At 68.9% G+C, this 12,949-nt stretch carries 10 protein-coding genes and 1 pseudogene; 8 read left to right on the plus strand and 3 right to left on the minus strand.

Annotated elements, in window-relative coordinates; translation table 11 throughout:
- Positions 1 to 643: 643 nt before the first annotated feature.
- From ACIBJF_RS48370 to ACIBJF_RS48400, 7 genes are all read left to right on the plus strand, one after another.
- Positions 644 to 1,411, plus strand: a complete 768-nt coding sequence (locus tag ACIBJF_RS48370) for a crotonase/enoyl-CoA hydratase family protein (protein ID WP_399184245.1) — start codon at positions 644 to 646, stop codon at positions 1,409 to 1,411.
- Between the two features lies 1 nt (position 1,412).
- Entirely contained in the window at positions 1,413 to 2,159 is a 747-nt protein-coding gene (locus ACIBJF_RS48375) for an acetoacetate decarboxylase (RefSeq protein ID WP_399184246.1), read from the plus strand.
- Complete coding sequence (locus tag ACIBJF_RS48380; RefSeq protein WP_399184248.1) at positions 2,156 to 3,112, plus strand: 3-hydroxyacyl-CoA dehydrogenase NAD-binding domain-containing protein; 957 nt, start codon at positions 2,156 to 2,158, stop codon at positions 3,110 to 3,112. The genes ACIBJF_RS48375 and ACIBJF_RS48380 overlap by 4 nt, the downstream gene beginning before the upstream one ends.
- A 1-nt stretch (position 3,113) precedes the next feature.
- The gene (locus tag ACIBJF_RS48385; RefSeq protein WP_399184250.1) at positions 3,114 to 4,334 is read left to right on the plus strand and encodes an acyl-CoA dehydrogenase family protein; all 1,221 of its coding nucleotides are present in this window, start codon (positions 3,114 to 3,116) and stop codon (positions 4,332 to 4,334) included.
- Between the two features lie 5 nt (positions 4,335 to 4,339).
- Complete coding sequence (locus ACIBJF_RS48390; RefSeq protein WP_399184252.1) at positions 4,340 to 5,569, plus strand: CaiB/BaiF CoA transferase family protein; 1,230 nt, start codon at positions 4,340 to 4,342, stop codon at positions 5,567 to 5,569.
- 447 nt (positions 5,570 to 6,016) lie between these two features.
- Complete coding sequence (locus tag ACIBJF_RS48395; RefSeq protein WP_399184254.1) at positions 6,017 to 6,688, plus strand: enoyl-CoA hydratase-related protein; 672 nt, start codon at positions 6,017 to 6,019, stop codon at positions 6,686 to 6,688.
- A gap of 537 nt (positions 6,689 to 7,225) precedes the next feature.
- Positions 7,226 to 9,346, plus strand: a complete 2,121-nt coding sequence (locus tag ACIBJF_RS48400) for a SpoIIE family protein phosphatase (protein WP_399184256.1) — start codon at positions 7,226 to 7,228, stop codon at positions 9,344 to 9,346.
- Positions 9,347 to 9,864: 518 nt separating this feature from the next.
- On the opposite strand, the gene ACIBJF_RS48405 is transcribed toward ACIBJF_RS48400, so the two are convergent.
- Both ACIBJF_RS48405 and ACIBJF_RS48410 read right to left on the minus strand, forming a co-directional pair.
- The gene (locus ACIBJF_RS48405; RefSeq protein WP_399184258.1) at positions 9,865 to 10,440 is read right to left on the minus strand and encodes a TetR family transcriptional regulator; all 576 of its coding nucleotides are present in this window, start codon (positions 10,438 to 10,440) and stop codon (positions 9,865 to 9,867) included.
- Positions 10,437 to 11,969, minus strand: a complete 1,533-nt coding sequence (locus ACIBJF_RS48410; protein WP_399184260.1) for an MFS transporter — start codon at positions 11,967 to 11,969, stop codon at positions 10,437 to 10,439. Before ACIBJF_RS48410 ends, ACIBJF_RS48405 begins: the two co-directional genes overlap by 4 nt.
- Positions 11,970 to 12,053: 84 nt before the next feature.
- On the opposite strand from ACIBJF_RS48410, the gene ACIBJF_RS48415 reads away from it, so the two are divergent.
- Positions 12,054 to 12,599 carry a recombinase family protein gene (locus ACIBJF_RS48415; protein WP_399184262.1) on the plus strand — a complete coding sequence of 182 codons (546 nt, stop codon included), beginning with the start codon at positions 12,054 to 12,056 and terminating at the stop codon, positions 12,597 to 12,599.
- 215 nt (positions 12,600 to 12,814) lie between these two features.
- On the opposite strand, the pseudogene ACIBJF_RS48420 reads toward ACIBJF_RS48415, so the two are convergent.
- Positions 12,815 to 12,949: pseudogene (locus ACIBJF_RS48420) on the minus strand (cytochrome P450); the annotation flags it as partial.

Genomic DNA, 12,949 nt, shown 5'->3' on the forward strand with positions numbered 1-12,949 from the left:
TGATCCACAGGGGCCGTGTTCGCCTGCTTCCGGGGCTCCCCACCGACGTCAACCGACCCAAGGTCGGACGAGCCGGGCAAACGCCGGGGCCCTGGCGCAGGCCCGACCGGTCCCGACCTACGACGACCTCGCCGCCGCCGAGTCCCGCCGCGCCCACGCGCACACCACGGGCTACCGCGGCGCCGCCGACCGGGCAGACGCCGCCACCCTCGACGACACCGTGCCGACCGCCTCCGGGCGGGTCAGCATCGCCGGCCGCGCGCTGGGCACGCCGCTCTCCCCGCTGCACCGGAAGAAGATCGAGCAGGGCGAACCGGCCGACATCAGCGGCCTGTTCGTCGTGGTCTCCGAGTGCGCCCCGGTACTGACGACGGCCGAGTGCATCCCGAATGCACCTGTGCTGAAGGACCACGCACCCAGGAACCCCACGACCGCGAGAGCCACCTGTTCGACACGGTCGTGCCGGCGGCCCAGGGCCCGGCCCACACGACCGGGATCCCGGCGAGGTTCTCCTCCGCACCCGGATCGATCCGCAGCCTCACACCCCGTTCCAGGCCAAGTCACCACGGAAGCCCTCGCCGAGACGGCTGCCGTCAGCTGAGCCGCAGAAATCGATGACAAAGCCGATAGGAGAAGTACAGCCATGAGCATCGAAGAAGTGGGCGTCCAGCGGGTCGGTTCGACCCTGCTGATCACGATCGACCGTCCACAGGCACGCAACGCGGTGAACGCCGCGGTGGCCACCGGACTGACCGACGCACTGGACGAGTTGGAGGTCGACACCACGCTGCGAGCCGGTGTCCTGACCGGAACGAAGTGCACCTTCAGCGCCGGCATGGACCTCAAGGCCGCCCTGAAGGGCGAGACGCCGGTGATTCCGGGCCGCGGCTTCGGCGGCCTGACCGAGGCCGAACGGACGAAACCGCTGATCGCCGCCGTGGAGGGCTACGCCCTGGGCGGCGGATTCGAACTCGCCCTGGCGTGCGACCTCATCGTCGCCGCCGCGGACGCCAAGTTCGGCCTGCCCGAAGTCACGCGTGGTCTGGTCGCCGCCGGCGGCGGCGCGATCCGGCTTCCCAAGCGCATCCCGTACCACCTGGCGATGCAGTTCCTCCTGACCGGCGAGACGGTGAGCGGTGGCCGCGCCAAAGAGCTGGGCCTGGTCAACCGGCTCACCGAGCCCGGCGGGGCAGTGGCCGTGGCGCTCGAGCTCGCCGAGAAGCTCTCGCACAACGCCCCGCTCTCGCTGGCCGCGGTCAAGAGCCTCGTCCGGGCCGCCGACGGCGTGCCGGAGACCGACGTGTTCCCCGTGCAGCAGAAAGCGCTGGAAAGCCTGCTGGCCTCGGCCGACGCACACGAGGGCATGACCGCCTTCACCGAGCACCGCGCCCCGCACTGGACGGGGAAGTGACATGAGGATCGAAGACGTACGACGCCACGCGACCACCCCGCTGACCCGCCCGGCGTTCGCCCCCGTGACCCCGTGGTTCACCGACCGCGAATACCTCAACATCGTCTACCGCACCGATCCGGACGCGCTGCGCGCCGTCGTCCCCGAGCCCCTGCAGATCGAGGAACCGCTGGTCCGGTTCGAGATCATGAAGATGAACGATGTCACCGGGTACGGCCCCTACACCGAGGGCGGCCAGGCGATCCAGGTCGGCTTCGACGGGGAGCGGGGCGAGTACCTGCACGCGATGTACCTCGACAACTTCCCCGCGACAGCGGCCGGACGCGAGGTCAGCGCCTACCCGAAGGTGCTCGGCTCACCGAAGCTCTACGTCGATGAGGACGTACTGGTCGGCACCCTCGGGTACGGCACGCAGCGGGTGGCCACCGCGACCATGGGCTACAAGCACGAGACGCTCGGCCTGTGCGAAGCCCGCGACCAGATCACCGTGCCCACCTTCATGCTCAAGGCCGTCCCCGACTACGACGGCACCCCGCGCGTCCTGGAACTGGTGCGCACCGAGATCACCGACGTGGTCGTCAAGTCGGCCTTCACAGGCCCGGCCCGGCTGCAGCTGTTCCAGCACGTCCTCGCCCCGCTGGCCGACCTGCCCGTGCTGGAGATCGTCTCCGCCAGCCACATCCTCACCGACCTGACCCTCGCCCCGGTCAAGCCGGTCTTCGACTACCTCCAGGCAGGTACGCGATGACACTCCAGTTCCGCACCGCCGCCGTGATCGGAGCGGGCACCATCGGCCTCTCCTGGACGGCACTTTTCGCCGCCCACGGCCTGACCGTCCGGGTGAGCGACCCGCGCGCCGATCTCGCCGAAGCCGTCGACAGCGCGCTCGCGGAGTTCACCCCGCACCTGGCCGCCCAGGGCCTGGACACCGACGGACTCGCCGACCGCGTCCACCTCGCGGCCGACGTCACCGAAGCCGTCCTGGACGCGGACGTCGTCCAGGAGAACGGCCCCGAACGGGTCGAATTCAAGAAGGAGTTGTTCGCCCAGCTGGTCCGAGAGACCCCCGGACACGCACTGCTCCTGAGCTCGTCGTCGGCGATCCCGGCAACGGCTTTCACCACGGGACTCGAGGACGCCGATCGTGTCCTCATCGGACACCCCTTCAACCCGCCCCACCTGATGCCGCTCGTCGAGGTCGTACCCGGCGAACGCACCTCCGGGGAAACCGTGCGGGCGGCGGTCGACTTCTACACCGCCGTCGGCCGCACCCCCGTCGTCGAACACCGGGAGATCCCCGGCTTCGTCGGCAACCGGCTCCAGATCGCACTCCTCCGCGAGGCCGTCTACCTCGTCCAGCAGGGCGTGGTGGCACCGGAGGACCTGGACACCGTCGTGACCCACTCGCTCGGCATCCGCTGGGCGACGGTCGGACCGTTCCTCGGCTCGCACCTGGGCGGCGGTCCCGGCGGCATCCGCCACATGAGCCAGGGCATCGGCCGCTCCGTGCAGCAACTGGCCCTCGGACAACCCTCATACGACCCCGAGGAACAGGAACGAGTCGTCCAGGCGGTGGAGAAGGCATACGCCTCCACGCCGTACACCGACCTCGCCGAGGCCCGCGACCACAAGCAACTCGCCGTCCTGTCCGCCCTGAACGGCATCCGGCACGGCCAGCACCAGCACCAGCAGGAGAACTGAGATGACCACGACCACCGACACCGCCCCCGTCGCACAGCTGGAAGACCAGCTCACCGCCGACTTCTACCAGTACGAGGCGCACCTTTCGGACGAGGAGCGCGAGATCCTGCTGGGCGCCCGCACCTTCCTGCGCAAGGAGATCAAGCCGCTGGTCAACGAGTACTGGTACAAGGGCACATTCCCCCCCGAGTTCGTCGAGAAGTTCCGCGGCAGCGGGCTGAACGCCCTGGCCTACGAGGGCTACGGCGCCCACAAGCCGGCGGTCAGCAACCTGCTCAGCGGCATGCTGGCGATGGAACTGAGCCGCGTCGACGCCTCTACCGCCACCTTCTTCGAAGTCCACAACGGACTCGGCTTCTACTCCGTCTACTACGGTGGCAACCAGGAACAGCACGACCGGTTCCTGCCCGCCATGGCTTCCATGGACAAGATCGGCGCGTTCGGCCTGACCGAGCCGCACGGCGGCTCCGACGTCTCCGGCGGCATGCGCACCACCGCCAAACGCGAGGGCGACACCTGGGTCCTCAACGGCTCCAAGACGTGGATCGGCAACGCCACCTTCGCCGACTACGTCATGATCTACGCGCGGGACGTCGACGACAACCAGGTCAAGGGCTTCGTCGTCGAGAAGGGCACCCCCGGCTTCGAGCCGGAGAAGATCGAGGGCAAGATCGCACTGCGGATCGTGCAGAACGCCAGGATCACCCTGACCGACGTACGCGTGCCGGAAGCGAACCGGTTGCAGAACATCAACAACTTCCACGACGTCGCCGAGGTCCTGCGCGTCACCCGCAGCATCGTCGCCTGGGAGTCCGTGGGCGTGATGATCGGCGCCTACGAGCTCGCACTCGACTTCGCCAAGCAGCGCATAGCCTTCGGCCGTCCGATCGCCAAGTTCCAGATGATCCAGGACCTGCTGGTCAAGAGCCTGGGCAACATCACCGCCTGCTGGGGCCTGGTGGTGCAGCTCGCCCGGCTGCAGGACCAGGGCATCTACCGCGACGAGCACTCCTCCCTGGCCAAGACGTTCGTCTGTGCCCGTATGCGCGAGGTCGTCTCCTGGTGCCGCGAGATCTTCGGCGGCAACGGCATCGTCCTCGACTACGACATCGCCCGGTTCTTCGCCGACGCCGAGGCCCTCTACTCCTACGAGGGCACCCACCAGATGCAGACGTTCATCGTCGGCAAGTCCATCACCGGCCAGAGCGCCTTCGTGGGGTGACTGCGATGACCACCGAATCCGTCTTCACCGGCCTGAAGGTCCTCGACGCGTCGAGCTTCATCGCGGGACCGGCCGCGGCCACGATCCTCTCCGACTTCGGAGCGGACGTCATCAAGATCGAACCGCCGGGCGCGGGCGACCCCTGGCGGACCCTCAGCTCCATGCCGCCCAGCCCGCAGGCCGAGACCAACTACGCCTGGCACCTCACCAACCGCAACAAGCGCGGCATGGCGATCGACCTGAAGTCCCCGCAGGCCCCCGAAGTCCTCAAACGGCTCGTCGCATGGGCCGACGTGGTGATCACCAACTTCCCGCACGGCACACGCGAGAAGCTGCACCTCGGCTACGACGAGGTCGCCGGCTGGAACCCGAGAGTCATCTACGCCGACCTCACCGGCTTCGGCGACGCCGGGGCCGACGCCGGGCAGCCGGGCTTCGACCTGACCGCCTTCTGGTCGCGCAGCGGACTGCTGGCCTCCACCCGCGACGCGGGAGCCCCGCCCACGGTGCCGGTCTTCGGCAGCGGCGACAACACGACAGCGATCGCCATCTACGCGGCGATCGCGACCGCCCTCTACCACCGCGAACGGACCGGCCAAGGAGCCAACGTCGGGACGTCACTGCTCGGCACCGGCGTCTGGGCCACAGGAACGCTCGTGGCCGGCGCGCTCGCCGACGGCACACCGTTCCAACCGCACGACCGGACGGCACCGGCGAACGCGCTGACCAACCCCTACCGGACATCGGACGGCCAGTGGTTCATGCTGGCCACCTCGCCCCTCCGCTGGCCCGAACTGACTCGGGCCGTCGAGCGCCCCACGCTGCTCAAGGATCCCCGCTTCACCGACGCCGAGGGCTTCGTCAAACACGCCGCCGCGCTCGCCGAGCTGCTCGACGAGGCGTTCCGCTCGCGGCCCTTCGCCCACTGGCAAAACGCCCTGAGCAGGGAACGCGTGACCTTCAGCCTGATTCAGACGCCGGAGAAGGCGGCTCAGGACCCGCAGCTTCGTGCCAACGACATCGTCGTGCCGCTGGAGGGGGTCAGCGGGCTGGACTACACCGTCAACAGCCCCGTCAACCTCCGAGGAGTGCCGAAGGTCCCGGCCAAGCGGGCACCGGACCTGGGAGAGCACAACGCCGAGATCCTCGCCGAGCTGGAATTCAGCCCCGCCGAGATCGCCCGGATGCGCGCCCTTGGAGCGATCCCCGGTACGACGGAAGCGCAAGCCGCCTGACGGGCACGACGCCCGAGCCGCCGACCGCCGACAGCGCTCGGCGGCTCGGGCTTTCGTTTCGCCTCGCAGCGGCTGCTACGTCACCGAGGCCCGCGACATCAAACACAGCCACGGCCGCGCCTTCGCCGTCCTGAGCGACGGTGACAAGCTCGCCTTCGCCCTGGCCTGGGCGTACGCCCGGAACACCTTCCACTGCGCACTCCCGATGCACCCCGCACCGCGGTTCCACCCCTTCGGCCACGCCCCGGTGAAGCCGCCGGCGAATCGCCGCACGCCTTGGTCCAGTGTTCACCGCAAACGGAAGTGGATCCACGTACATCGGTGTGACCACTGAGCTCACGCCGACATGAGCAACTCGAACATTCCGTTCTTCGCCACAGGCACACACGCTTGAATCATCGAATTCCAACCAAGACATGAAGGTCGGCACAGCCCCGAGGAGCGCATATGCCCACCCTTGACCGCCAGGACAACGTATTCGTACTCGATCTCGGAGACGGTGAGAACCGCTTCCACCCCGACTGGATCGCTTCTGTCAACGACGCCCTGACCGAGGTGGAGAAGGCAGAAGGGCCGCGTGCCCTGGTGACCGCCGCGACGGGCAAGTTCTACTCCAACGGCTTGGACCTGGACTGGCTGTCCGGCCACGCCGACCAGTACCAGGACTACGTCGCCTCCGTCCACGAGCTCTTCGCCCGCGTACTGTCCCTACCGGTGATCACTGTGGCCGCCCTACAGGGACACACTTTCGCCGCCGGCGCGATGTTCTCCCAAGCGCACGACTTCCGTGTCATGCGCGCCGACCGCGGCTGGTGGTGCCTGCCCGAGACCGACATCAACATGCCCTTCACACCCGGCATGGCCACCCTGATCCAGTCCCGGCTGGCGCCGCAGACCGCGCACGAGGCCATGGTCACCGCCCGCCGCTACGGTGGAACGGACGCCGCCGCCGTCGGCATCGTCGACCGGGCGGTGGACGAGGACGCCGTGCGTTCCACGGCACTGGAGATCGCCGAGGCACAGGCCAGTAAGGCCGGCGACACCCTCGGCACCATCAAGGCACGCATGTACACCTCGGTCCTGGCCACCCTGCGCAGTACGGCCGACCCGCTCGGCTGAGGCCGCGCACGCAGGAACGGCACGACCCTGGGGTCGTGCCGTTCCTGCGTGCGCGGCCAGTTGCTGGCCGCTCGACGGTCTCCGGCTCTCGTCGGCTGCCACGTCTCGCGTCCTCACCCCGCTAGCGGTCAGCGCGACATCGGCTTGCGTCACGAGCTCCATCAGGCGCCGGGTCATCAGCGCGAAAGCAATGAAACTGCCGAACTCGTCGAATCCGGCAGGTGCGACCTTGCATTCCAAGCCGCCAGGCCGCAAGAACCTGACTTCTTGCGTCAGATTCACTCAGCGATGGAAAGCAACTCGTGGAGCCCATCAACGGCTAAGGCGTGGTCTCGTATTCCAGGATCTGATGTTCACCCGTCCCTTGTGACGGGCCGGGCCGGGTGGCCCGTAGTACGGTGAACGAAGGTGTTGAGAAGCAGTGGGGCGAGTGATATGCGGTCTCCGGCATCCTCTTCTCAGTCGTGGCCCAGCATCGGCGACGCGACCGATGCAGAGGGCCGCGACAACCTCTGCGCCTCGGCGGCTCGTCGTTGCATGCACGACCTGCGCGCGTCAGCCGTCACGATATACCTGGTCGTCCCCGGGGAACCGATGTTGGCGGCTGCGGCCGTCGCTACCTCGTTCTTGGGCTCGATCACACCGGAGCGTCTGCCCACCGAGGACCTGTTCTTTCCCTCCGTCCGCGCCTATCGAACGCGGCGGATCTGCACAGCCCACTCATACGACATAGCAGCGCGATATCTCGATTTCGGGGTTTATGCGGCTGCTCCGCACATCGTGGCCGCCGCACCGCTGGCAGCAGGAGAGCAGAATTTCGGCGCTTTGATGGCATTCTTGCCGCACGACGTCCAAGAAGTGTCCACGAAGGAGACGGATTATCTGCGCGAAACCGCCGAGTATCTCTCGTTCGAGTTGGACCGACTTTCCCGCCGCGGTGTCTCTCTGTCCCCTCCGAAGCTTCCGCTGGTGGTCTCCCCTGAAAGCGGTGCCGTTGCGGAAACCGACAGGACCTCCTCCCAGGACGGGCACGGCTCGCAGGGCTACTCGAGCGCACCCTTCATTTTTCACCTGCACAAACTGACCGTGTCCCTGATGTCGGCCGTGCATACGAGGGACGCGATCGCACTGACGGTCGAGCGACTGGTTTCCGGATTCGGGGCCCGAGCGGTGGCCATCAGCCTGATCGAAGGTGACCGGCTGCATGTGGTCGGCGCATCGGGCTGCTCGAAGGAGTACCTGAAATCCCTCAACGGCGTCTCCGTCAACGCAAAGTTCCCTGAGACCGAAGCCATCACGCATAAGAAGCAGCTCATCCACGAGGCAGGAGAGCAAGGCCAGTCGTCCGGGCAAGGCCGCATGACAGCGGACGGCCGTGACGAGCACGTGTGGGTTGTTCTCCCGCTGCTTGCCGGAGACCACGCACTGGGCACATGCTCGATCGCACTCGCACCGGAGCACCGCCTGATCGCCACGCGACTGGCGCCACTGTCCACTTTGTCGACGCTGCTCGGCCAGACGCTTGAACGCACCCAGCTCTACGACGCCAGCCACGCGTTGGCGCAGAAGCTGCAACATGCCCTGCTGCCCCGGATGCTTCCCCAGCCCGCGGGTGTGCTGACCACGAGCCGGTACGAGCCACCCACTGGCGCGATCGAGCTCGGAGGCGACTGGTACGACATGATCACGCTCCCCAACGGCGGCGTGGCCGCGGTGATCGGTGACGTCGAGGGGCACAACACGGCGGCAGCCGTGGTGATGGGGCAGCTCAGCAGTGCGGTACGCAGCTATGCAGTGGAAGGCCATGACCCGAGCACGGTCCTGCATCGCGCGAATCGCCTGATGATCGACTTGGAGACAGATCTCTTCGCGACTTGTTGCTGCGTCTGGCTCGACCCGGACACCGGCACTGCCCAGGTCGTCAGCGCCGGTCATCCGCGCCCCCTGATCCGAACCGCTGACGGCCGCTACCTCGCGGCAGCGGCCGACGTAGGTGTCCCCCTGGGAGTCGAGCCGAGTCCGTCGTATCAGGCCGACATCCTCAACATTGACCCGGGCACGCTGCTGGTTCTCTACACGGACGGGCTGTCCGGCGAGGGTGGCGAACTGGCCCGGGAGACGCTGGAAGCCGCTGTCGCGCTCTCCGGCGATGAACTGGAACGTCTCGGCGACGGGCTGATGGGCTCCCCTGTCGGGCATGGCCGGCGGGTGGACGACGCCGCTCTACTGCTGGTGCGGTACGAAGGCCCTGCGAGGGAAGTCAAGGAGAGCATCAGACAGCTCCACCTGCAGCGCCACGACTACCAAGGCGCACGGCGCGCCCGGCGCTTCCTCACCGCGTCCTTGGACAACTGGCATCTGGATTCGCTGTGCGACTCTGCCGAGGTGCTGGCATCGGAGGTCGTCACCAACGCGCTTGTCCACGGGGACAGCGACGTCGACGTGTGTCTACGCAAGTACCCCGACCATCTCCGGGTTGAGGTACGGGACAGTGACGCCCACCCTGCGATGCTCGTGGATCTCGGTCCGGACGAGGACAAGGCCGAAGGAGGGCGGGGGCTGGTGATCGTGTCTGCTCTGGCTTCCTCCTGGGGGAACTCACCGAGCGGCAGGGGGAAGACGGTGTGGTTCGAGATGGATACCCAAGAGGAGTTGTAGCCGGAGACGTCAGATGGCCGCCGGCGACAACCAGCGTGGCCCGAAGGCCGCTTCGGTGTTCCTTTTCCCAGGAGACGGACAGTCCTGCCACCGCTGATGTCGTGCCGGTGACCCTGGCGACCCCGGCGCAGGCACCTTCTTGGCCACCTCGGCCGTCCCTTGGAAGGCTGTTGTGCCACGCCCACAGCTCGTCGGGCTCCGGTTGCGCTCTGGCAGTGCGGACCGCAGGCTGCCGCTGTGGGCCGCGTCCCGGAAGTCAGTGTGCTGCCCATACTGGTGACGGGCGCGGCGGGCAGCATCGGTGCTGTCGGACGATCCGTGGTCGAAGGTCTTCGGCAACGGGGCCTGCCCGTCCGGGCCTTGGTGCGTCGCGAGGACGAGCGAGCGGAGGCGCCGCACGACGGGCTGCGGGGTCGTCGTCGGAGACCTGACGCGCACGGGCGACGTCGCCAACGCCCTGGCCGGTCGTCAAGCCGTCCGAGCAGTGGACCTGACAGCCCTCCTGCCGATCCGGTGGACTACGCGGCGTCCGGGGGCAGTTGTCCCCCGACGCCGCCCAGCAGCCGGTGCAGCAGCTCCAGCACCTCGGCCGGATCCGCCTCGGCGAGCCGCTCGAGGGCCCCGGCGGAGCGGGCGAGGAGCACCCCGCCGAACGCCGCGACCGCGATCTCCGCGCGCAGCCTGGGGCGGTCCAGACCCTCGCGCTCGAAGCGCTCGCGCAGCGGATCGACCACCCGCCGGTACAGGTGCGCCTGGCCGGCCTCGTGGACGGACGGGTCGTCGGAGGGCAGCATGACGCTCTGCAGAAGCGGGCTGGGACGGCGCTGCAGGCGCTCGAACAGTTCGCCGAGCCGCTCTTGGTCCAGCAGGTCGGTGGGGGGCTCGTCACCGTGCTCGGACTGGACCAGGGCCAGGTAGAGCTGGGTCTTGCCGCCGAAGTAGCGGGCGATCAGCGCCGGGTCGACCCCGGCGCGTTCGCCGATCTCCCGGATGGTGGTGCGCTCGAAGCCGCGCTCGGCGAACAGTTCGCCGGCCGCCTTCAGCAGTTCCTGACGGCTGCGGGCCGCGTCCCGCCGGCGCGGTGTCTCGCTCACCTGGGCGCTCCACCCTCGTGCACCGGCGCTCCGCCCTCGGCCGCCACCGCGTCGGCCATGCTCTCCTCCACCAGCAGTTCCTCGTCCACCGACCCCACCGACCTCGCTGGCGGCTTCCCGCCCGCCGGGACCGTCACGCCGAGAGCCGCCGCGACACCGTGCCGCGGCAGCACGATGGTAACCACCGCGACCAGCACCCACACCGCGCAGCCGATCAGCGCGGCGGTGCGGTAGCCGTCGCCGGCGGGCAGCGCGTGCCCGGGCGCGGTGTGGGCCTGCAGCACGGCTGCGCTCAGCGCGCTGCCGGTGGAGTAACCGACGTACCGCAGCACCTGGTTGAAGCTGACGGCGCTGCCGGTCTCCTGCGCCGGCACCGCGCCGACGATGAGTCCGGGCAGGACCGCGAACATGCAGCCGACGCCCAGCCCGGCGATCGCCATCACCACGAACGACTCCCACAGCCGGTCCCGGGCGAACAGGAACACCAGGATCGACAGGAGCGACAGCCCGCAGCCGATCGGCAGCACCAGCACCGGGGCGGTGCGCCGGGCCAACACCGGTACGACCTTGCTGGACAGCACGCTGGCCACCGAGAACGGCAGCAGCACCAGGCCCACCACGGTGATCGAGGCACCGAAACCGTAGCCGGCGGAGCTCGGGGTCTGCACAAAACGCGTCATCAGCGACATCAGCAGGTACATCCCGACTCCGGCGACCAGCCCGGTCACGTCGGCGGTCAGCACCACGCGGTTGCGCAGCGAGCGCAGGTCGACCAGCGGCTGCGCGGTGCGCAGCTCGTGCCACACCCACCAGGCCAGCAGCAGCACGGCGCCGGCGGCGAGGGCGAGCAGGCCCGGTGCGCTCCAGCCCCAGCTCTCCCCCTCGCTGAGCACGAGCAGCACACTGCCCAAGCCCAGGCCGAGCAGGACGGCGCCGAGCGCATCGAGCGGCGCGGGCTGACGGGGCGCGGCCGCCGGCAGCACCAGCGCCCCGGCGGCCAGGGCGGCGGCGCTGACGATCGCACCGAACCAGAAGCCGGCGTGCACGCCGAAGGACTGGGAGATCAGCCCGGTGAGCGGATAGCCGAGGCCCACGCCGGCCACTGTGGTGATGGAGAGCATCGCGACGGCGGACCGGGCGTGTTCGCCGGTCAGGTGGTCGCGGGCGGTGGCGATGGCGAGCGGGGTGAGTCCGAGGCCGACGCCCTGCAGGGCGCGGCCCACCACCAGGACGGGGAAGCCCAGCGGGAGCGCGCCGAGCACGCAGCCCACCAGGACGGTGGCGACGGCGGCGAGCATCGCCGGCCGCCGCCGGGGCCCGTCGCCGAGGCGGCCCATCACGGGGGTGGCCACCGCGCCGACCAGCATGGTGACGGTCAGAGACCACTGGGCGTCGGAGAGCGAGACGTGGTCCACGGCGGCGATGGTCGGCACCAGCGGCGCGCCGAGGCTGCTGATGACCGCTACGACCGTGCCGAGGAACACCAGGACAGGCACCAGGGCCCGTTGCCGCAGACCTCCCGCATGCATGATCCGCCACTCTCCTTCCACCACAGTCATCAGTTGATGTCTTCACATGATGACATGGTTCCGTGCGCTGCTGTCCCACGGATCGTGGGTGGCGGCATCCCGACCGAGCAGCACGCTGCCCACCGCCACCACTGCGGCGCCGGCCAGCGCATCCACAAACTCGAGCCCGACCCCGCCGCCGCACCCGTCGTGCAGCGGATCTTCCGTCTGTACGTGGACGGCATGAGCTCCAGCGCCATCGCCGCCCAGCTCACCCGGGAAGGCATCCCCTGCCCCTCCGCCCACGACACCACCCGCAATCCGCACCGCAAGAAGACCGCACGGCAGCAGGGCGCCGTGCGCGCCATCCTCCTCAACCCCCGCTACACCGGCCACGAGGTCTGGAACAAACAGCGCAAGGAGGAACGCCTCCTCGACGTCGACGACGTCACTCTCGGCCACCGCACCCACATGACCCACAACCCGCCCCACGAGTGGATCCACGGCGTTGACGTTGCGCAGGTGGAGGCTGTCGTCTGGATCCGGGCCCTGGCCGACCATCCGATCCTCATCCAGCGTCCTCTCATCACGGCGGACGAAACGACGGTGGTGGGCCGATCGGCCGACGCCATCCGGTCCGTTCTTGCCTGAATCGCCCGGTCGCCGGGCACACCCAGCGTTCCGACGACGACCGCTGCCGTTCGGCCCGCCGGCGCGCTGGCTTGTCCGCAGCAGCTCGCCACACTTCAGCGGTGGTCATGCGGGCCCGCGGCGGCGCCAGGAACAGCGGTAGCGGGTTGCTGTCGGATACAGAGCCGACCGGGCCGGTCCGCGGCGGGACCTTGCAACTGCCCTCGGCCGCCGCGTCACCCGTCACCCTGCTCGATGTACAGATGGACGGGACCTCGAAGAACGGGGCTGGGCCGGTACGGCGGCGGGTCGGCGACCAGCCTGGGTCGGTCGAGGCGGCGTACCAGCTCGGTCAGCGCGATCTGGGTTTC

The sequence above is a fragment of the Streptomyces sp. NPDC050743 genome (assembly GCF_044456925.1).
Taxonomy (GTDB): domain Bacteria; phylum Actinomycetota; class Actinomycetes; order Streptomycetales; family Streptomycetaceae; genus Streptomyces.

What these genes read in the sequence shown, in the direction of transcription:
- ACIBJF_RS48370 (WP_399184245.1), top strand. Translation starts at nt 644, where the DNA reads ATGAGCATCGAAGAAGTGGGCGTCCAGCGGGTCGGTTCGACCCTGCTG.
- ACIBJF_RS48375 (WP_399184246.1), top strand. Translation starts at nt 1,413, where the DNA reads ATGAGGATCGAAGACGTACGACGCCACGCGACCACCCCGCTGACCCGC.
- ACIBJF_RS48380 (WP_399184248.1), top strand. Translation starts at nt 2,156, where the DNA reads ATGACACTCCAGTTCCGCACCGCCGCCGTGATCGGAGCGGGCACCATC.
- ACIBJF_RS48385 (WP_399184250.1), top strand. Translation starts at nt 3,114, where the DNA reads ATGACCACGACCACCGACACCGCCCCCGTCGCACAGCTGGAAGACCAG.
- ACIBJF_RS48390 (WP_399184252.1), top strand. Translation starts at nt 4,340, where the DNA reads ATGACCACCGAATCCGTCTTCACCGGCCTGAAGGTCCTCGACGCGTCG.
- ACIBJF_RS48395 (WP_399184254.1), top strand. Translation starts at nt 6,017, where the DNA reads ATGCCCACCCTTGACCGCCAGGACAACGTATTCGTACTCGATCTCGGA.
- ACIBJF_RS48400 (WP_399184256.1), top strand. Translation starts at nt 7,226, where the DNA reads ATGCACGACCTGCGCGCGTCAGCCGTCACGATATACCTGGTCGTCCCC.
- ACIBJF_RS48410 (WP_399184260.1), bottom strand. Translation starts at nt 11,969, where the DNA reads ATGCATGCGGGAGGTCTGCGGCAACGGGCCCTGGTGCCTGTCCTGGTG.